Below are 19,579 nucleotides of genomic sequence, written 5' to 3'. Positions count from 1 at the left end.
CGATCACCTCACTTCGTCTTTACATATTGAATTATAAACCCTGGAGTTCACACCAAGGCAAGGGTTTTAGGTTTATTTTTTTAAGGAAAGAAAAAACTCTCTGCGGGTGAGAGAGTTTTATTTGTTTAGCAAGATGATTTTTTGAATGTATTTGGGGTCTATTTGTCCCGGCGAGGTTTCTTGGATTGGGTAATTTTTGGTTAAAATGATTTTGACATTGTCGTTTTTGTTTAGTTCGGTTAGTTTTATTTTGTTTCCGTTTTTGTCGTAATATTTGTCCCCGATGCCAAAACGTATGGCGGATTCCGGATTATCCTTATCATTTTTCTCTTTGAAATTGTTAATTAAAATTGCATTCGTTTCTACTTGCTCTATGGTACCTGTTGCTTCTGTATATTCTATTTTTGTTTGCTTTTCAGTGGTGGAGCATGCTGTCAGTAGTACGGTTATACATAAAATAAAAATGATTGAGGTTTTTTTCATGAGGTTTCTCCTTTTTATTTTAAGTGGTGTATGTAAATGTCTTATTTTTAATTATTAATAGTTCTCTGTCTCTTAAAATCAAATTTTCTGGGGTTAAATTTTCTATGGTTAATTCTGTTTTATTCGTCAAAGGTAAATTTTCTTCGCCGTTCCATGAAGTGTATAGTTCAAGAGTATCGCTTTCTTTACTAGCTTTTATAATGTAATCGTGTAGTATTTTTAAACTTTTAGATTCATAATCATTATTTTGCTCTTCACCTTTTAACGGTAATTTCCCTTCACTTATAGCGACTTGAAAATTGCAAGTTGGGTTAAAATGTTTGGAGTAGGAAAATTTTTCATTTGTACGCTCATCAACGTTTTCTTCAAAGTTCAAACTCAGGAAGTCTAAGTCGTTTTGATATATAAAATCTGTCTTATTTTCGTGTGTCGTAGTTTTTAGTGCTGCTTTTGAGGCGAGGTAGTGGTATTGTGTCATTTGTTGGGGCTTCTCTTTCATAATGGTGTAACTTTTTCTAGCTGGAGTAGATTAAGAGATGTGGTTTTTAGTATTCGAAATAGCATAGCTCTAAAACTATTGCATAGATACTAATGTTTCCACTTGTGTTTTGTTAGCATTCAAAATAACATAGCTCTAAAACAAGTTGACCATCGTTTTCGTAAAGCTCAGAGTTTTGTTAGCATTCAAAATAACATAGCTCTAAAACCCTACGTTGTTTTTACGTGATACGATCACGGTTTTGTTAGCATTCAAAATAACATAGCTCTAAAACCCAATTCTTTTACTTTTTCCTCTGCATTGAGTTTTGTTAGCATTCAAAATAACATAGCTCTAAAACCTACAATATAGCTTGAATCTTGTCTTAATTGTTTTGTTAGCATTCAAAATAACATAGCTCTAAAACTGACTTCCAAAAATAGCCGAGATTGCCGCGGGTTTTGTTAGCATTCAAAATAACATAGCTCTAAAACAACGTAGTTAATAAGTAATCTGTGTCAAGAGTTTTGTTAGCATTCAAAATAACATAGCTCTAAAACTGTTGTTTTCCCCTGTTAGCTTATTGTTGTGTTTTGTTAGCATTCAAAATAACATAGCTCTAAAACTATTTTATGGAATTGAGTTGTTAACTGAATGTTTTGTTAGCATTCAAAATAACATAGCTCTAAAACAGCCAGAACATTGTCGGCGCTGATATTTTTGTTTTGTTAGCATTCAAAATAACACAGCTCTAAAACTCGAGTCCTGTGTTAACGCTTGTGTCGCCTGTTTTGTTAGCATTCAAAATAACATAGCTCTAAAACAAAGTAGTCGCCAGTTCAATAACAGCCTTCGTTTTGTTAGCATTCAAAATAACATAGCTCTAAAACAACCAACTCTAAACAGTTCCGTGCCAAGCTGTTTTGTTAGCATTCAAAATAACATAGCTCTAAAACCTCGTAGAATTTTTTTATTCTCCTAGATTTCGTAATCGCGCCACTTATCCATAGCAAGATTTCAATTTTGAATGCTTATTTTATGGTTCACATAAAATCTATTTAGTTTTCAAAGATCATTTGAACTCTACATTCCTTTTTCCACTTGTAAAAAATAATCTGAATCTAGAATAACCTGCGAAAATCCTTCTTTTTTTCTAGGTTCAACAAATAAAACTTTTACTTGGTTTAACGAGACATAGCGCCTTAGCTCTAGTAACTCATCTTCTGTTAAATAGGCACATACATTAATAAAAACCAACAATTTTTTCTTTGATAAGTATTTATAGACTTGTACTATTTCAATTAATTTTTCAAAAACGGTATCACTTTTTGTCTCTATCTTGATACCTAAAGCTTTGAATAATTCAATAACTGTAATTTCATCTTCCTCTAAATCCAGTTCATGCTCCAGAAGCTCATAACCAATCAACTCACTAATCGTCGCAGTCAGCTTATCAATCATTGATTTTACTTCCGGCTTTTCATTAAGTTGCTGTTCTAAATCAGCATAAATTAATTTTAAAGTTGCCAGAGAATTAATATCATGTCCCAATACATCTGTAATCAACATTAGTTCGCTACTTTTTAAAGGCTGTTGTTTCGCACCAAAAATCGTTAATTCTTCTGTTTCGTCGTATTGATACAACCACTTAGTAACATTGGCAAAAACACGCACATCTTCTATTGCAAATATGGTCGAATCTTCAATAATTACAGGTTCGTCAAGCAGTTTGAAATTAAAATTCATCCATATCATCTCCCAAGAAAATAAGTCTCGAATCCGAATTACCTACACTTTTATTCTGTTCTCCACTTAAATATACCATGCGCGCAAATTGTTTTTCCGTCACAGTTAATAAAGTAATCAACCCTTTTTTAGGATTTTGCTGTTTCAAGCGAGCTAGCATAGCTTTACTAGCTGTGCCATTTAATAAAATTTTACTATAAACGGAATATTGATGCATAATAAAGCCTTCACTTAATATAAAGCGTCGAAATTGACGATAGGCTTTTCTTTCTTTTGCGGTATCTGTCGGCATATCAAACATTAATAACATTCTCATATATCGATAACTCATATCCTAAATTCAGGAACTCCTTCCCTTTCTTCATTTAAGACCTTTACTATCTTCTTAGTATAATCACTTGCAATATTGGTTAAAAACATATGCTGGTTATTATAGTCAAACTGCTTGATGAACATTTCGAATAATGAGCGTTTGATTACTTGAAAATCCTCGTTGCGTTTTTCATACACGATTTGATCCACTAGTGGTCTAAATGGTTCCATTAAATCACTGGCAAAATTGAAATCGTTAAACTGATTAGAATGCTTTAAACCAAATTGCGTCATACATCCAGATTTCACCAATTCTCTCGCAAAAACACTTAGCAATAATGTATAACCATAATTCAACCCGCTATTAATGTCATTTTCTTGTTCCCTTGTAAAATCATTTCCAAAAAGTTGATTAAAATATATTCTAGCTGCGTGTCCTTCACGATTGGTCGGATCAAATGTCTCTAAAGTTTCATGTAGCTTTATCAATGAATCTGCCTTCTCATCGTAATTTAGCATAGATAAAAATGTACTCTGATTTAAGATTTTTTGAGAAATAATTTCAGTCCATACAGTTGCCTTCGACTCAAACTTCCATTCCAATTGCTTCGATAATTGCAAACTACTGTCATGCCGCCCATAAAAAGGAAGCACCTTTCCAATAGGCAGTCGCTTATCATCACAAAAAAGAATCAAAATATTTTCAGCTACTAAGCAGTTAATTAACATCGTAGTCAAAGTAATATCTGTTGTCTCTAATATAAGTACATCAATTTCTGATAGATGAATCATTTCCTGTTGATAGGCAGATTTAAAAACAAGATGGTGGTTTTTATACGATAGTTTCGAATGAGAATTTACAACAACTGTCCGCCATCCCATTTAGTCATCCAGCCTTTTTCGTGATTCATATAGTCCTGTGATTGATTGGTAGATTATGGTGGAATTTAATAGTTCTTTAAGATTGTTATATCTTTTGCGCTCAATAGTGGTTTCAAAAAATTTAAAACTCGCCGGCGCGCCCATCGCATTAAATGCCATTAAATCAACAAAAGATTGTGCAATTGCCTTGATGTCACCTTCTTTATTTTGCTCAAAAAGCTGATTAATTTTGTTTAGATTAGCATCGGCTAACGTATATCTTTTGGCAAATTCTGATACGTGCGCTAGTAGTTCAGCAAACATTTCTCTATTACTTTCAATATAATCAAGGCTTTTCCCATCACTTGCCTCACAATTTGCCGCATGGTGTAGTAATGTTACCAGGTGATTTGGCAATACCTGCTGATTTCCTTTCTGAGCTTCATTAGCACTAGCCAGCATTCTCCGGCGTCCTTCCTCACATTCATATAACGTATATTTCGGTAATTTCGCGAGGACTTTAGGCTGACGATAACCTTGTTCTTCTAAAAAGGCTTTCTCATATTTTTCAAATGCTTTACGTTCCATGATAGTAACACGGATAATTTTTTTCTCGAAAACTAATTTATTTTTCCCTTTTGCATATTCAATAACCACTGCATATGCCATATTAGGGCTATCAAGACCACCATATTTCATCGGGTCCCAATTAGTTTTTCTAGGAATTAATTTACTGGAATTTCCTTTGGGCTTAATTGTAGCTTTTGAAAATTCTCCTTTTTGAATTTCTGTTTTCTTAACAATATTCATTTGTCGATAACTCATGACTTTTTTGACAGTATCCAAATATTTTTTATCCCAAAGAATTTCACCGTTTTCATCTATTATTCGATCTTTTTGCGCAAAGAATAACATGATGTTTGTATAAAATTGTTTTTTCGCCGTAGCTTTATTCGCTTTAAACCAATCAAATTGATGGTAATCGCCGTAAACAAATTCCGGCTCTAATTGAGGATATACTTTTAATAACGTATTCGCGACTACCCCATTTAAATAAGCATCATGAGCGTGGTGATAATCATTAACTCCACGCACCTTATACAATTGAAATTGCTTACGGAATTGGCTAACCAGCGCAGATTTTAATGTTACAATTCGAACCTGCTTCATACTATTCCCATGATCATCTTTTTCATGATTAAAACGTTGATGTAAAATATTAGCTACATTTTTCGTTATTTGACGGGTTTCCACTAATTGTCTATGGATAAATCTCGCTTTATCCGCTTCTGTAAGACCACCACGTTCAGCTTTAGTTAAATAATCAAATTTACGTTTACTCATCAAATTCCCTTGGTATAACTTCTCCCAGAATACTTTTCTCTTCTGAACGATTTCTAGCGGTGGAACATCATTCCCTTTTTCCCGATTCCCAGCTGAACTCGTTAACACAAGATTATCAATGGAGTTATCTGTTATAAAACTCTGTGGCACAATATGATCAATATCATAATTAGAAAGATTATGAATATCTAATTCTTGTCCAGTATACATATCCTTACCATTTTGCAAATAATATAAATACAATCTATTATTTCTTAATTCTTGATTATCAGTCGGATGCTCTTTTAGAATTTGACTACCAAATTCTTTAATCGCTTTTTCTAATGATTTATAACGTGGTCTAGAATTATTTTTCCCTTTTCCTGTTGTTTGATTTTCTCTTGCCATTTCCACAACAATAGTTTGAGGTGGGTAGCCCATTACCCTAACAAGTTCATCGACAATTTTCAAGCTTTGTAGAATACCTTTTTTTATAGCCGGGCTACCAGCAAGGTCTGCCACAATACTTTGAATATCTTTATCTGCTGTAGTTACTTGTTCTTTTTCAATTATTGATTTAAATGATAAATTACTGTCATTTATAAGTTGCATCAGATTACGATTAAGTCCATCATCATTCATCAAATAATCTAAAATAGTTAAGTGAGATTGCTTATCACGAATTCCCATTAATAACTTAGCTGATAACCTTCCCCATCCTGTATAATGTCGTCGTTCTAATTTTTTCAAAACAACCCCATCTAAAACATCAGAAAATTGCTGTAACTGCTCTTTAATCATACGTTTATCTTCAAACACAGTTAAAATTTTGACTATATTTTCTAGCATTTCTGTATTTACTGGGTTATCAAGGATTTCTTGTTTTATCCCCACCTTGAGTAAATCATGGTAGGTAGAATAACTTGAATTAAACGAGTCTTCCAACCCTTCAATAGTCGGACTTTCAACATGGCTCATATTGCGTAAGAATAGCTCTAAATCCTTCTTTTTAACTTTACGCTTTTGCTTAAATAAGTCATTAAAAATCTGTTCTTTTTCCTGCCCAGAAAAATAGCTAGTTTTCCCTTGATCATTAATGTATCTAACTTTGGTTAACTCATTATAAACCAAATATTTTTGATAACAGAGACTATGTTTAGGCAATACATTTTCTTTAGGCAGATATGTATCTTTATTGGTCATCTTTTCAATGAAATCGACCGCTGACTTACCAAAGTCCACTTTCTCTTCTATATTCCACGGTCTAATCTCACCATCAGCTTTTCTTGTTAACCATGCGAATTCGCTCTGTCCGTTAGCTAATGGACCAACAAAATATGGAATTCTAAAAGTTACTAAACTTTTGATTTTATCATAGTTTTCTTTTAAAAAAGGATAATATTTTGCTTGCTGGTGCAAAATGGCTTCTAATTCTTCTAAATGTAATTGATGCGGAATAGCCCCATTATCAAACGTCCGTTGTTTTCTTAAAAAGTTTTCTTTTTCTATTTTAGCAATAAAATAATCGGCGCCTTCAATGTTCTCTAATGTTGTTTTCATGTATTTATAGAAATCTGCTTGCTTTGTTTTACCGTCTATATAACCTGCGTAACCATGTTTTTCGGTATTCCTAAATATTTCTTCATAGTGTTTAGGTAGATGAAGCTTGATAAATGCTTTCAATTTCCCTAAATCTTCTTCATGTGTATCAAAACGTTCAATCATACTTGCGGATAACTTCGCATTTGTTTCAGTCTCAGCCACTGTGATAATACTAGATAACACCACAGCACTATATGCATTTTTCGCTGCAACAAAAAGTTCCGCATATTCATCTCCAATTAGCGCTAACAAAGACTCTAAATCTTCTTCATAGCTATCTTTCGCACATTCAATATCCGATTTCTCAATAAGATCAAAAGGCTTTTGAAAATTCCCTTTACTGCCTACAATCAAGCTGATAAACTGAGCAAACATTCCGGCAGATTTTTCACCAGGGTATAATTTTAAAATTCTCTCAAGTTTTTCTTTTCGCGTAACTTTTTCAACGAGAATTTTAGCTACGTCCTTATTATCTTCCAATTTTTTTAGCGAACCATCTTCAATACCACTTGTAAATACTTGATTATATGTTTGTATAAATTGCTTATATATTCCATCAACAGAAGTATTTTGGGTATCTAATGCCCCCTCAATTAAAAAGTTCCCTCGATATTTTATAATATGAGCTAAAGCTAAATAAACTAATCTTAAATCAGCTTTTTCTGAAGAATTAACGAGTTCTTCTCTCAAGTGATAAATGGTCGGGTAGTTTTTGTGGTATTCTACTTCTTCCTCTATAGTCGCAAAAAAAGGATGACGACTATTTCTTTTTTCGTTATCAACATAAAAGCTATCACTTAATCGGCAAAAGAAATTTGCATCAGTCTTAGACATTTCTTCCGCAAATATCCCTTGTAAATACGAAATACGATTGCGTCTTCTCTCTATTCTCCTTCTAGCTGTTCTAGCCATTCTTCTATCAGCTGCCGTTTGACCCTCATCAAATAGTCTAACTCCCCAGAAATTTTTCTTTATCTGTTTTTTCTCAGAGTCTCCAGCAATTTTCATTTTCCTCTTCACTAAATCATATTGATCTGTTAACACTGCCCATCCAACCGAGTTTGTTCCTATGTCTAGTCCAATCGTGTACGGTTTTTTCATTTTTTTCATCCCTTCAATAATTTTTAGTTGCATTCTTTTTATAATTTGGTACAATGTATGTATTGTTAGTATTCAAAATAACATAGCAAGTTAAAATAAGGCTTTGTCCGTTATCAACTTTTAATTAAGTAGCGCTGTTTCGGCGCTTTTTTTGTGCATTTTTTAAGAACTAAAAATTGCAACAATCCCTTATTTCTATGTATATTAAGATATACCATTTATACTAGTAATCACTTCATCCATCTATTTATCTAACTATTATGAACCTTAAATTATTATAGCATATTTGGATAAATTTGTTATAATAATCACAATAAAACATTCAAACCAAATTTTTTCGGAATCGTGTTTCTGCATGGTTCTTTTTTACTTTTCTCGTATATTTAAGCAAACAAAAAAAGCACCAGCAAAAGCTGGTGCTTTGAAACGATTTGATTAACGTTTTGAGAACTGAGGTGCACGACGCGCGCCTTTAAGTCCGTATTTTTTACGTTCTTTCATACGTGGGTCACGAGTAAGTAGGCCAGCAGATTTAAGTGCTGGGCGGTACTCAGGAGCCACTTGTAATAGTGCACGAGCTACACCATGACGGATAGCACCGGCTTGACCAGTGTAACCACCACCGTGAACGTTTACTAGTACATCATAGTTACCTAAAGTTTCTGTAGCTACTAAAGGTTGTTTGATAACTTCACGAAGAGCTGCAAATGGGATGTAATCTTCCCAGTCTCTATTGTTAATAACGATTTTGCCGTCGCCTGGTACTAAACGTACGCGAGCTACAGAGCTTTTACGACGACCAGTTCCGTAATATTGTACTTGAGCCACTTAGTATTCCTCCTTTATTAATTAACCGCGTAATTCGTATACTTCTGGTTTTTGAGCTGCATGTTCGTGCTCAGATCCACCATATACGTGTAATTTTTTGAATAATTGACGTCCAAGAGAATTTTTTGGAAGCATACCTTTGATAGATAGTTCTAATAATTTCTCAGGATTGTTTGTACGCATTTCACCTGCAGTACGAGATTTCAAACCGCCTGGATATTGAGAGTGACGGTAGTAAATTTTGTCAGTAGCTTTTTTACCAGTAAGACCAATCTTACCAGCGTTGATGATGATTACAAAGTCTCCAGTGTCGATATGTGGAGTAAATTGTGGTTTGTTTTTTCCGCGAAGAATTGAAGCAACTTCACTGGATAAACGTCCTAAAGAAACACCAGTAGCGTCGATAACGTACCATTTACGTTCTACTTCGCCGGGTTTCGCCATATAAGTTGTACGCATGAATTACCCTCCTAAATAAATTGAAACAAATTAGCTCCCGAAAACTGTTCCTAATTCCCGAAATGCTATTCTATATTTTTATTGTTTAAACACAACAACCTTCCGGGGCTTATTGTGGGGCAAACAATACCATAGTCCATAATACAGTTTTTAGAGTGAAAAGTCAATGCGTTCTGTAAAAAAACATCCAATTTTTATTCATAATCAACTCGCCATAAATACAACCCTTGTGGCGGCGCAGTTTTACTAATTAATTTTTGGCGATCATGCGCTAATAAGGCCTTCGTAATATCATCTGGAGAAATCCGACCTTGACCTGCATCAAGCAAAGTCCCTGTCAAAATCCGCACCATATTATACAAAAAGCCATTCCCTTGAAACGCAATCACTAATGTCTCGGCATCCTCTTCATAAAAGTCGATACTATAAAGCGTCCGCACTTTAGAATCCCGCTCCGTTCTAGCCGAACAAAAACTAGTAAAGTCATGCTCGCCAATTAGGCGTTCGCTTGCTTGCTTCATTTTTGCAATATCTAATTCATATGGATAATGTAGCGCAAAGTTTCGACTAAAAGGATCAAAAATTTTCGTCCGTTTTATAACATAACGATATTCTTTTCCAACCGTGCCAAATCTAGCGTGAAAATCAGCCGGGGCCTCCTCAACCGTTAAAAAACTAATATCAAACGGCGTCATCACTTGCAAAGCTTTTTGGAATTTTTCTGCTGTAATATCCAGTTCCGAATCAAAATGGATTACCTGACCTTTCGCATGAACGCCGGTATCTGTTCTTCCTGAAGCTGTAATCCGAACGCTCTTACCTTTATGCATTTTTTCAAGCGCTTTTTCAATTTCTGCTTGAACCGTCCGTGTATTCGGCTGCACTTGGTATCCGAAAAAACCACTTCCGTCATAAGAAATTATTGCTTTATATCGTGTCATCCATTTCAACTCCGCAACCAAAATAATAATCCACTTAACACCGCTAAAGAAATTAACAAGCATGTGTCCGCGAATCGCCAGCGTAACAAACGAAATCTCGTTCTCCCTTTACCACCACGATAACCGCGGGCTTCCATTGCAATCGCTAAATCTTCCGCACGTTTAAACGCACTAATAAAAAGTGGCACGAGTAGCGGAATAATCGCCTTGATCCGGTCACTCCATTTTCCACTCGTAAATTCAACGCCACGAGCTTTTTGCGCTTTTAAAATTTTCTCCGTTTCATCCATCAATGTTGGAATAAATCGCAAGGAAATACTAAGCATTAAAGCCAGTTCATGCACTGGTAAATGTACCAATCGAAACGGCGCCAAAATTTTCTCAAGACCATCTGTCAGCTCAATCGGGCTTGTTGTTAATGTTAGTAGCGTCGTCATAAAAATAATGAGAACAAAACGACAAAACATCATCGCCCCGTTCGCCAGTCCGAGTGTTGTTATTTGTAAAAGTCCTAAATCAACTAAAACTGTCCCGCCTTTTGTAAAAAAGACTTGCAGCAATAAAGTAATTAAAATAAGCCAAAAAATCGGTTGTAACCCTTTAATAAAAAATAAAAATGGCACTTTCGAGGTTAGGACTAAATACAAAACATACGCGAACATAAGCGCATAAGTCAGCCAATTGTTCGCTAAAAAGACAATCGCGATAAACGCCATAACAGCAGTGATTTTCGCACGTGGGTCAATTCGATGTAACCAAGAGTTTCCCGGGATATAACGCCCGAGAATCATTTTATCCATCATAATTAAGCCCCGCCCTTCGCTAAGTAAGGCGCCATTTCAGCTGTTAATTCAGCAATTGTTAAACAAGTTTTTGTTAATTTAACATTAAACTTGCGCTCAAAAAGCCCTTGGAATCTCACCACATCCGGAACAGATAAGCCAAGGTCCACAAGTTCATCTGGCTTCGCAAAAATTTCCCGCGGCGATCCAATTTTCAGAACCGTTCCAGCTTTCATTAAAACAATCTTTTCAGCGTAACGTGCAGCATCTTCCATACTATGTGTGACAAGGACTGTCGTTAGTCCTTTTTCTTTATGAAGGTTATAGAACATCTCCATAATTTCTTCGCGGCCATGAGGGTCTAGTCCTGCAGTTGGCTCATCTAACACAAGTACTTCTGGATCCATCGCTAAAACTCCAGCAATTGCTACCCGGCGCATTTGTCCACCAGAAAGTTCAAACGGCGAACGAGATAAAATTTCTTCTGTCAGCCCTACTTCATAAATTACTTTTTTAGCCCGAAGTTTCGCATCTTCCTCAGAAACGCCAAAATTCATTGGACCAAAGCAAATATCCTTCTCCACCGTTTCTTCAAAAAGTTGTGCTTCCGGGAATTGGAAAACAATCCCAACTTTTTTGCGTAAATCGCGCAGTTTCTTTTGTTTAACTCCCGCGACAATTTCTCTATCGCCAACCGTGATTTTACCTTCAGTTGGCATCAAAAGCGCGTTAAGATGTTGTAGCAATGTTGATTTCCCAGAGCCAGTATGACCAATAATTGCAGAATAGCTACCAGAATCAAAGGAAACATTTACATCAAGCAATGCTCTCTTTTCAAAAGGGCTATTTTTTTGATAACAATAACCTAGTTGTTCGAGTTTAATTTCCATAATTGATCTAGTAATGCTCCTTCCGATAGCACGGTACTCCCTGTTTCAAAGCCACCTGCAACTAATTTTTCTTGTAATTCAATAATAAATGGAACACCTAAGCCAATTGCGCGCATTGCATCTGCTTGCTCGAAAATTTCTTGCGGCGTGCCTTCACTGTGTATTTCTCCATTATTCATAACAATGACCCGGTCCGCAAAAAGCACTTCATCCAAATCATGCGTAATAGAAATAACGGTAATATCTTCTTGTTCGCGCATAATCCGAATAGTCTCCATTACTTCGGCGCGCCCTCTTGGATCAAGCATGGAAGTTGCTTCGTCCAAAATAATCACATCTGGTTGAAGCGCCAAAACACCCGCAATAGCGACACGTTGCTTTTGACCACCAGAAAGTCTAGCGGGTTCATGTAGCGCGTAGCTTTGCATACCAACCTCATTAAGCGCCGATTCCACTCGCTCCACCATCGTATCATGTGGGACTCCGTGATTCTCTAGCCCAAACGCAACATCATCCTGTACAGTTGCACCGACAAATTGGTTATCTGGATTTTGAAAAACCATTCCCACTTGTCGTCTAATTTCCCATATATTTTTTTCAGACAAAACAAAGTGTCCGATTTTAATTAAGCCATCTTCCGGAAAAAGTAAGCCGTTTAGTAATTTTGCAATAGTTGATTTACCTGAACCATTATGACCAACTAGCGCGACCCATTCCCCTTTTTGAGCAGAAATTGATACATCTTTGACTGCATATTTTTCCGTATCCTCATATTTATAAAAAACGTGCTCTAATCTCACAAAACTTTCTGCCACGCTTAACACCTCACTTTTTGACCATTCATTGTTTATTATAGTATAAACATCCATCTGGCGCAAAATTTCCTTTTTGATTGTTTTGCTTTTTAGCTAACGGGAATATATTAACGTTAAGGATGTGATAGCTATGTTAGCAGATTTTATTTTACGCCTTGTTGTTGCTGGTCTCCTTGGAGCAGTTATTGGACTTGACCGAGAAATTCGGGCAAAAGAAGCCGGTTTCCGGACACATTTTCTCGTTTCACTTGGTAGTGCTTTAATTATGATTGTTTCTCAGTACGGTTTTTCCGAAATCGCCACTATGCAAACTGTATCATTTGACCCTAGTCGTGTCGCTGCCCAAGTGGTAAGTGGTATTGGCTTTATTGGCGCTGGTACGATTATTATTCAAAAGAAATTTGTTCGTGGATTAACGACAGCGGCAGGACTTTGGGCTACAGCAGGGATTGGTCTCGCTGTTGGTGCTGGTATGTATTGGGTTGGAATTGCCGCGACATTACTCACACTAATTGGTTTAGAATTTCTCAGTATCGTCTTTAAATCCGTTTCGCTCCATACAACGTCACTTATTTATTCCACTGATAAACAAGAAAACTTAGTAAAAATCACTGACAAAATCCAGCAAAATAAACAACAAATAATTTCGTACTCTAGTGAAAAAGAATTGGTCGGAAAAAGTCTATTTATCCGGGTCAATATCGTTGTAAAAACCAAGAATAAGAACGACGAATATGAACTATTTCACTTTATTCAAACGCTTCCCGATGTCACGATTGAAAAAATGGAATAAATTAGATATTTATAGCACATTTTAATTAATTTGTTCACAGAATATCCATTTACTTACATCTTCTCGTTTTGCTATAATTCACCCGTCAACACTAACAGAATAGAGAGAAGGGATGAGATGAAAAACTTTGTAACTTCAGAACGTTCGATTCATAAGATGGATGAATCAACACAACCTGTGCTTACAGTCAAAGATGGCTCCGTTGTGACAATAAAAATAAAAGATCACTTCAATGGCCAAATCAACAAAGAACAGCTTCACTACGGGGAAATAGATTGGAAGCAGTTTTCGCCCACCACAGGCCCAATCTGTATTGAAGAAGCGCGCCCAGGGGACTTACTCGCAGTAACCATTGAAAAAATCACCCTCACAAGTAAAGATGTCGTTTTATTAAATGGACCTACTATCGGTGTAACAGATGATTTACTACCAAATAATTGTATCCGCCGCTATAAAATCAAACAGAATAAGATTATTTATTCCGATGAAATCCACGTACAATTACAAAAAACAATTGGTCTATTAAAAACCGAATCCATTCATCAAACAAAACCATTTCATATGCCTACTAAACACGGCGGGACACTTGACTCTCCCGATATAACAGAAGGCGCTACAATATTTTTACCAGTAGAAAAATTCGGGGCAATGCTCCATGTAGCTGATATAAGAGCAACTACAGGTTTCGGAAAAACAACATCAACCAGCGCAGAAGTCCCTGCAGAAGTAACATTACGGCTACAATTACTCAAAAACAAAACAGCCCCAACACCGATTATTATTCATAAAAACAACCTAATCTGCCTCGGCTCTGAACTTACTACCGAAAAGGCAACAAAAAAGGCATTACAAAACATGTTAAACGTACTAATGGAATCAGATAAAATAACACTAGAAGATGCAATATTTTTATTATCTTTACAAGCTGATTTTGAAGTTTGCAGGCTGAATAAAGCAAACGTCACAACAAGTATCAAGCTTCCATTAAGTAGCTTCCCAGAGATGCCTTTCCTATAAAAAGAAGCCCGTTCGCGATAGCTTTTGCGAACGGGCTTCTTTTAAATTTGTTCAAAAAAACTTCCTTGGTATTTTTTATGAAGAAATTTCGCTAATTTTCTCGCTTCCGTTTCAACAAATTTTTGGTTTTTCTTCGTCATTTTTTTAGTAAGAAAGAAGGTGAACGTTACGTTATCCCCTGTTATCTTATATCTCCAAGTTCCGTAAAATAAGCCATTTACAATTAGAACAGCCTCAATCTGCCCAGCCGGACGCCAAATCAAACTTGTTTCAGTTGCATCAGCTAACCAGTCTTTTTTCCCGTAGCTAACAAAAAGTGGATCGAATTTTCCTAATAAAAGTGGCCGTTGTTGTTCTAAGTCAGTTTGAATTTCTGTTTTGCTATAGTAAACCTGACCATCCTCACCTAAGTAACTAAAATAATTTTCAAGAGCCTCCTCAAGTGTTTGTTGGAATTCATACTTCCGCAGGCCTGTCCAGTGTTTGAAATCCCGAATTGTAGCTGGACCGTACGCGCTAAAGTAACGGTCAATCATTACCTCAAGTCCACCTTCATTACGACCAGTTTCTAGCCAATTAGTTTGTTTTTCTGCACTAATCCAATTTCTATGACTATAAAATCTTGTTTTAGGTGATTCCGGTACACAAAAGAGCGTGCCATCAAGCGATCCTTGAATAAAAACACCACCCCATAGCATAAGTTCTTTAGCGTGCTGTCCTAATAATTCGGCAAATGCTTCTTTCGGTATTTTCTCTTCGCTTAAAAGAAGTTGCTCCATATCCTCCAGCAGTAAGTCTAAATCATGCCCTAGAGAGTCAGCGTGCTTTTTTAACCAATTATTCTTATCCGAATAAACATCATGCACAAAAAACCAGTCAGAAGGCGTATACATATGTACAGTCATCCTTTGACCCCATATTTTAATTAAATCTTTTTGATCATAATCATATTGAAGTTTTTCTTTTGTGAGATCAGGCACCCGGTTAAACAAACTGATTTCACCAAACTGTTGATACTGTGATTGAATGCCAAATAACGCACGAGAAGCATCCGGTGCGCTAGAAAATTTATTTTGTAATAGACCTGAATTGTATAACCGATTTTGAGCTATTTGCGAGTTAGTGACTGATTGCATACCTAGTTCCCCCTCGAAACAAATCTTTGAGGTTTACTATAGATGCTTTCAGAATAAAAGGCAAGTGAAAAAATATAGCTTTTCAAGTTTGACCCACACACGAAGCATGTCCGTAAAGCAGGTCAAACAAAAAAAGCCTGCCTCCTAGCCTACGATTAAATAGACTAGGAAACACAGAGCTAGACAAGGAAACACGAAGTCTCCATATCATGACACTCCACTTGCTTTAAACGTTTTATTATTAAACTAATTCAATAATAACCATTGGTGCGCCGTCACCGCGACGTGGACCTTTTTTCAAGATACGAGTGTAACCACCTTGACGTTCCGCGTAACGTGGAGCAACATCATCAAATAGTTTTTGTAGAGCGTATACAGGACGGTTTTTCTTCACAGTAGAACCATCTTTACCTTTAGCATCTACTTGTACTACTTCTACAACTTCATGACGGATGAAAGCAGCTGCTTGACGACGAGCGTGCAAGTCTCCTTTTTTCCCAGAAGTGATTAGTTTTTCAACAACTTTACGAATCTCTTTAGCGCGAGCTTCTGTTGTTTCAATACGTTCATGTACGATTAAATCCGTTGCAAGATCACGTAGTAACGCTTTACGTTGTGAGCTTGTACGACCTAATTTTCTGTAACCCATGGAATTGCCTCCTTTATCAGTTTTCGTTTCTTAGAGATAAGCCAAGGTCAGCCAGTTTTACTTTAACTTCCTCAAGCGATTTACGGCCCAAGTTACGGACTTTCATCATATCGTCTTCGGATTTGTCAGCAAGTTCCTGTACTGTGTTGATTCCAGCGCGTTTCAAACAATTATATGAACGAACAGACAAGTCTAATTCTTCAATAGTCATTTCAAGCACTTTCTCTTTATGGCTTTCTTCTTTTTCAATCATAATTTCAGCTTTTTGTGCTTCATCTGTTAAATTAACGAAGATACTTAAGTGCTCAGAAAGAATTTTAGCTCCAAGTGAAACTGCTTCTTCTGGGCTGATACTTCCGTCAGTTAACACATCAAACGTAAGCTTATCATAATTAGTTGATTGTCCAACACGTGTATTTTCCACTTGATAGTTCACACGGATAACCGGTGAAAAGATTGAATCGACTGGAAGTACACCAATTGGCATATTTTCGCGTTTATTTTGATCAGCAGGTGTGTAACCACGACCACGAGTCGCATTTAAACGCACATGAAATTTAGCATTATCACTTAATGTAGCAATGTGTAAGTCGGGATTTAAAATCTCAACGTCGCTGTCATAATTAATGTCAGCTGCAGTTACTACACCAGGACCTTGCATATCGATTTCTAATGTTTTTTCTTCATCAGAATAGATTTTTAGCGCAAGTTTTTTAATATTTAAAATCATGGTTGTTACATCTTCTACTACACCTTCAATTACAGAAAACTCATGTAAAGCTCCATCAATTTGGATAGAGGTTACTGCTGCACCTGGAAGAGAAGATAATAGAATACGACGTAAGGAGTTACCCAAAGTTGTACCATATCCACGCTCAAGTGGCTCTACAACAAACTTTCCATACTTGGCATCATCGCTGATCTCAATCGTCTCGATTTTTGGCTTTTCAATTTCGATCATTCAAATTTACCCTCCTTCAAAACGTCTAGAATATCAGTCTTTATGTCAAACTCTCTGCCTTGATAGTTAAGACAGTAAAAATCTACTATTGGCAAAAGAAAACGACCACTTATACGCGACGACGTTTTGGAGGACGACATCCGTTATGTGGAACTGGAGTTACATCTTTAATAGCTGTTACTTCAAGACCAGCTGCTTGTAGTGCACGGATAGCCGCTTCACGACCTGAACCAGGACCTTTAACAGTTACTTCTAATGTTTTTAAACCATGTTCTTGTGCTGATTTTGCTGCACTTTCAGCTGCCATTTGCGCTGCGAAAGGAGTAGATTTACGAGAACCTTTAAATCCTAGAGAACCTGCACTTGACCAAGCTAAAGCATTACCATGTGTGTCAGTAATCATTACGATCGTATTATTAAATGTAGAACGAATGTGTGCAATACCAGATTCGATATTCTTTTTCACACGACGTTTACGAGTATTTGTTTTACGAGCCATTCACTAACTACCTCCTTTACTATTATTTCTTTTTACCTGCTACTGTTTTGGACGGGCCTTTACGAGTACGGGCATTATTTTTTGTATTTTGTCCGCGAACTGGAAGTCCACGACGGTGACGCATGCCACGGTAAGAACCGATTTCGATTAGACGTTTAATGTTTAAGTTTACTTCACGACGAAGGTCACCTTCAACTTTAATGCGGTCTAAGATTTCACGGATTTTACCTAGCTCTTCTTCAGTTAAATCACGAGTACGAGTATCTTCAGAAACACCAGCTTCAGCAAGAACTTCTTTAGCTGTTTGTTTACCGATACCATAAATGTAAGTCAGGGAAATAACAATACGTTTTTCACGTGGAACGTCCACACCTGCAATACGTGCCATTTACTTAAGCACCTCCTCTTATCCTTGTTTTTGTTTATGTTTTGGATTTTCACAAATTACCATTACTTTACCTTTACGACGAATAACTTTACATTTTTCGCACATAGGTTTCACTGATGGTCTTACTTTCATATAGATATACCTCCTTGTTTATTAGAGAAAATGTCTCTATAAACCGATAATTTCTAAGCTGGATAAACCAGACCGGTATATAAATTCAATTTCGGAGTGCAAATTATTTAAAACGATAAGTAATTCTTCCGCGTGTCAGGTCGTATGGAGAAAGCTCTACTGTCACTTTATCTCCAGGTAAAATACGAATGTAATGCATGCGAATTTTACCAGAAACAGTTGCCAGTACTTTATGACCATTTTCGAGTTCAACATTGAACATCGCGTTTGGTAGAGTTTCTTGCACAACGCCTTCTACTTCAATAACATCTTCCTTTGCCATATGTTTGCTACCTCCTTCTTGTATTCTTGGATTTGTTCCTGATGCAGGCCTAATCCTTTCAGTGTAACTATTTCTCTTACATGAAAAAAACGTAAAACATGCAAAAATGGATGCACTTCAATAAAAGGCAACACATTTCGCCAGCTTTGCAGACAACCTGTAAAAGTGAAATCCGTAAAAACCAGAAGAACTGTCACTCGCAAAAGCATTGCGGCTGAACAGATCAGGGTAGAACATATACGTCATTCGGATGATCTTCAAACGGTTCTCTCGTTCATCATGATTTGCTTAGATGCCTTTAATTCCACTGCCAATTATCCATTATACTACAAATCAAATCAATTTGCACGCATTGATTTTGACAGTGATTTCAGCACAGCTTACCCCTCAAAAAGAAGCAAGAATTTTTTCCACATCTACAAAAACGTCATTAATATCTTGCTCGCCGTTTATGCTATGAAGTTTACCTTTTTCAGAGTAAAAATCAAGAAGCGGCTTGGTCTGTTTCATATTGACATTTAGTCGATTCTCAACAGTTTCTTTTTTGTCATCTTCGCGTTGGTAAAGTTCTCCGCCATCTAAATCACATTTCCCAGGAACTTTTGGTGGGTTATAGATTTCATGGTAAGTTTTACCGCAAGTCCGACAAATCCAACGACCTGTAAGACGTTTCATTAAAACATCTTTATCAACTTCAATGTTAATGACAGCATCAAGTTCTGTCCCTAAATCACTTAGAATATTTTCTAGCTCTTCTGCTTGTTCCACTGTACGCGGAAAACCATCAAGCAAGAAACCATTCTTAGCATCATCTTCGGCCAAACGTTCACGAACGATACCATTTGTTACTTCATCAGGAACAAGGTCGCCATTGTCCATAAAGGATTTAGCTTTCTTTCCTAATTCCGTATTATTTTTCATAGCTGCTCGGAACATATCTCCAGTGGAAATATGAGGAATGTTGTATTTCTCAACAATCTGTTCCGCTTGTGTGCCTTTTCCGGCGCCGGGCAGTCCCATTAATACTAATTTCAACTGTTTCGCCCCTTATTACGCGCTAG

General features: G+C 36.4%; 22 protein-coding genes and 1 CRISPR repeat array. Of the genes, 2 read left to right on the top strand and 20 right to left on the bottom strand.

The annotated features are described in order from the left end of the window. Positions 1 to 117: 117 nt before the first annotated feature. From OC533_RS09755 to OC533_RS09700, 12 genes are all read right to left on the bottom strand, one after another. Positions 118 to 483, bottom strand: a complete 366-nt coding sequence (locus tag OC533_RS09755) for a hypothetical protein (protein WP_160464572.1) — start codon at positions 481 to 483, stop codon at positions 118 to 120. Positions 484 to 502: 19 nt separating this feature from the next. After that, entirely contained in the window at positions 503 to 961 is a 459-nt protein-coding gene (locus OC533_RS09750; RefSeq protein ID WP_185504977.1) for a hypothetical protein, read from the bottom strand. Between the two features lie 61 nt (positions 962 to 1,022). Further along, positions 1,023 to 1,917: a CRISPR direct-repeat array (repeat unit 36 nt; unit sequence GTTTTGTTAGCATTCAAAATAACATAGCTCTAAAAC). Positions 1,918 to 2,044: 127 nt separating this feature from the next. Then, positions 2,045 to 2,707 carry a type II-A CRISPR-associated protein Csn2 gene (gene csn2, locus OC533_RS09745; RefSeq protein WP_194323992.1) on the bottom strand — a complete coding sequence of 221 codons (663 nt, stop codon included), beginning with the start codon at positions 2,705 to 2,707 and terminating at the stop codon, positions 2,045 to 2,047. Further along, entirely contained in the window at positions 2,697 to 3,038 is a 342-nt protein-coding gene (cas2, locus tag OC533_RS09740) for a CRISPR-associated endonuclease Cas2 (RefSeq protein ID WP_045554502.1), read from the bottom strand. Before cas2 ends, csn2 begins: the two co-directional genes overlap by 11 nt. After that, positions 3,035 to 3,901, bottom strand: coding sequence for a type II CRISPR-associated endonuclease Cas1 (gene cas1, locus OC533_RS09735; RefSeq protein WP_185513340.1), 867 nt, complete (start codon positions 3,899 to 3,901; stop codon positions 3,035 to 3,037). Before cas1 ends, cas2 begins: the two co-directional genes overlap by 4 nt. Next, entirely contained in the window at positions 3,902 to 7,906 is a 4,005-nt protein-coding gene (cas9, locus tag OC533_RS09730) for a type II CRISPR RNA-guided endonuclease Cas9 (protein ID WP_194323990.1), read from the bottom strand. Between the two features lie 435 nt (positions 7,907 to 8,341). Further along, a complete protein-coding gene (rpsI, locus tag OC533_RS09725) occupies positions 8,342 to 8,734 on the bottom strand; it encodes a 30S ribosomal protein S9 (RefSeq protein WP_003726075.1) in 393 nt (130 codons plus the stop codon). Positions 8,735 to 8,755: 21 nt separating this feature from the next. Next, a complete protein-coding gene (gene rplM / locus OC533_RS09720; RefSeq protein WP_003764106.1) occupies positions 8,756 to 9,193 on the bottom strand; it encodes a 50S ribosomal protein L13 in 438 nt (145 codons plus the stop codon). Positions 9,194 to 9,387: 194 nt separating this feature from the next. Next, positions 9,388 to 10,134 carry a tRNA pseudouridine(38-40) synthase TruA gene (truA, locus tag OC533_RS09715; protein ID WP_003764107.1) on the bottom strand — a complete coding sequence of 249 codons (747 nt, stop codon included), beginning with the start codon at positions 10,132 to 10,134 and terminating at the stop codon, positions 9,388 to 9,390. A gap of 5 nt (positions 10,135 to 10,139) precedes the next feature. Then, positions 10,140 to 10,937: an energy-coupling factor transporter transmembrane component T family protein gene (locus OC533_RS09710; RefSeq protein WP_003764108.1), complete on the bottom strand. Its 798-nt coding sequence runs from the start codon at positions 10,935 to 10,937 to the stop codon at positions 10,140 to 10,142. Positions 10,938 to 10,939: 2 nt separating this feature from the next. Next, a complete protein-coding gene (locus OC533_RS09705; RefSeq protein WP_003764109.1) occupies positions 10,940 to 11,806 on the bottom strand; it encodes an energy-coupling factor ABC transporter ATP-binding protein in 867 nt (288 codons plus the stop codon). Then, complete coding sequence (locus OC533_RS09700; protein ID WP_185323008.1) at positions 11,782 to 12,621, bottom strand: energy-coupling factor ABC transporter ATP-binding protein; 840 nt, start codon at positions 12,619 to 12,621, stop codon at positions 11,782 to 11,784. Before OC533_RS09700 ends, OC533_RS09705 begins: the two co-directional genes overlap by 25 nt. A gap of 130 nt (positions 12,622 to 12,751) precedes the next feature. Between OC533_RS09700 and OC533_RS09695 the strand changes: the two genes are divergently transcribed. Continuing rightward, positions 12,752 to 13,414 carry an MgtC/SapB family protein gene (locus tag OC533_RS09695; protein WP_003772952.1) on the top strand — a complete coding sequence of 221 codons (663 nt, stop codon included), beginning with the start codon at positions 12,752 to 12,754 and terminating at the stop codon, positions 13,412 to 13,414. Between the two features lie 117 nt (positions 13,415 to 13,531). Further along, positions 13,532 to 14,431 (top strand): acetamidase/formamidase family protein, encoded by a 900-nt coding sequence (locus OC533_RS09690; protein WP_185541270.1) that lies wholly within the window; start codon positions 13,532 to 13,534, stop codon positions 14,429 to 14,431. A 41-nt stretch (positions 14,432 to 14,472) separates the two neighbouring features. On the opposite strand, the gene OC533_RS09685 is transcribed toward OC533_RS09690, so the two are convergent. The 8 genes from OC533_RS09685 to OC533_RS09650 all read right to left on the bottom strand — a co-directional run bounded on the left by OC533_RS09685 (position 14,473) and on the right by OC533_RS09650 (position 19,553). After that, positions 14,473 to 15,567, bottom strand: a complete 1,095-nt coding sequence (locus OC533_RS09685; protein ID WP_194323988.1) for a winged helix DNA-binding domain-containing protein — start codon at positions 15,565 to 15,567, stop codon at positions 14,473 to 14,475. Between the two features lie 241 nt (positions 15,568 to 15,808). After that, positions 15,809 to 16,216: a 50S ribosomal protein L17 gene (rplQ, locus tag OC533_RS09680; protein ID WP_003768456.1), complete on the bottom strand. Its 408-nt coding sequence runs from the start codon at positions 16,214 to 16,216 to the stop codon at positions 15,809 to 15,811. Between the two features lie 16 nt (positions 16,217 to 16,232). Further along, positions 16,233 to 17,177 carry a DNA-directed RNA polymerase subunit alpha gene (locus OC533_RS09675; protein WP_003723676.1) on the bottom strand — a complete coding sequence of 315 codons (945 nt, stop codon included), beginning with the start codon at positions 17,175 to 17,177 and terminating at the stop codon, positions 16,233 to 16,235. A gap of 109 nt (positions 17,178 to 17,286) precedes the next feature. Then, positions 17,287 to 17,676, bottom strand: a complete 390-nt coding sequence (gene rpsK / locus OC533_RS09670; RefSeq protein WP_003720926.1) for a 30S ribosomal protein S11 — start codon at positions 17,674 to 17,676, stop codon at positions 17,287 to 17,289. 22 nt (positions 17,677 to 17,698) lie between these two features. Beyond that, positions 17,699 to 18,064: a 30S ribosomal protein S13 gene (gene rpsM, locus OC533_RS09665; protein ID WP_003723677.1), complete on the bottom strand. Its 366-nt coding sequence runs from the start codon at positions 18,062 to 18,064 to the stop codon at positions 17,699 to 17,701. 18 nt (positions 18,065 to 18,082) lie between these two features. Further along, a complete protein-coding gene (rpmJ, locus tag OC533_RS09660) occupies positions 18,083 to 18,196 on the bottom strand; it encodes a 50S ribosomal protein L36 (protein WP_003720928.1) in 114 nt (37 codons plus the stop codon). A gap of 103 nt (positions 18,197 to 18,299) precedes the next feature. After that, positions 18,300 to 18,518 carry a translation initiation factor IF-1 gene (gene infA / locus OC533_RS09655; protein ID WP_003720929.1) on the bottom strand — a complete coding sequence of 73 codons (219 nt, stop codon included), beginning with the start codon at positions 18,516 to 18,518 and terminating at the stop codon, positions 18,300 to 18,302. 387 nt (positions 18,519 to 18,905) lie between these two features. After that, positions 18,906 to 19,553, bottom strand: a complete 648-nt coding sequence (locus OC533_RS09650) for an adenylate kinase (RefSeq protein WP_003768462.1) — start codon at positions 19,551 to 19,553, stop codon at positions 18,906 to 18,908. Positions 19,554 to 19,579 lie beyond the last annotated feature (26 nt).

Source organism: Listeria sp. Marseille-Q6474 (genome assembly GCF_946902005.1).
Taxonomy (GTDB): domain Bacteria; phylum Bacillota; class Bacilli; order Lactobacillales; family Listeriaceae; genus Listeria; species Listeria innocua.
Note: the sequence above shows the minus strand (reverse complement) of the source record. Positions and strands in the feature narration are given on the sequence as shown.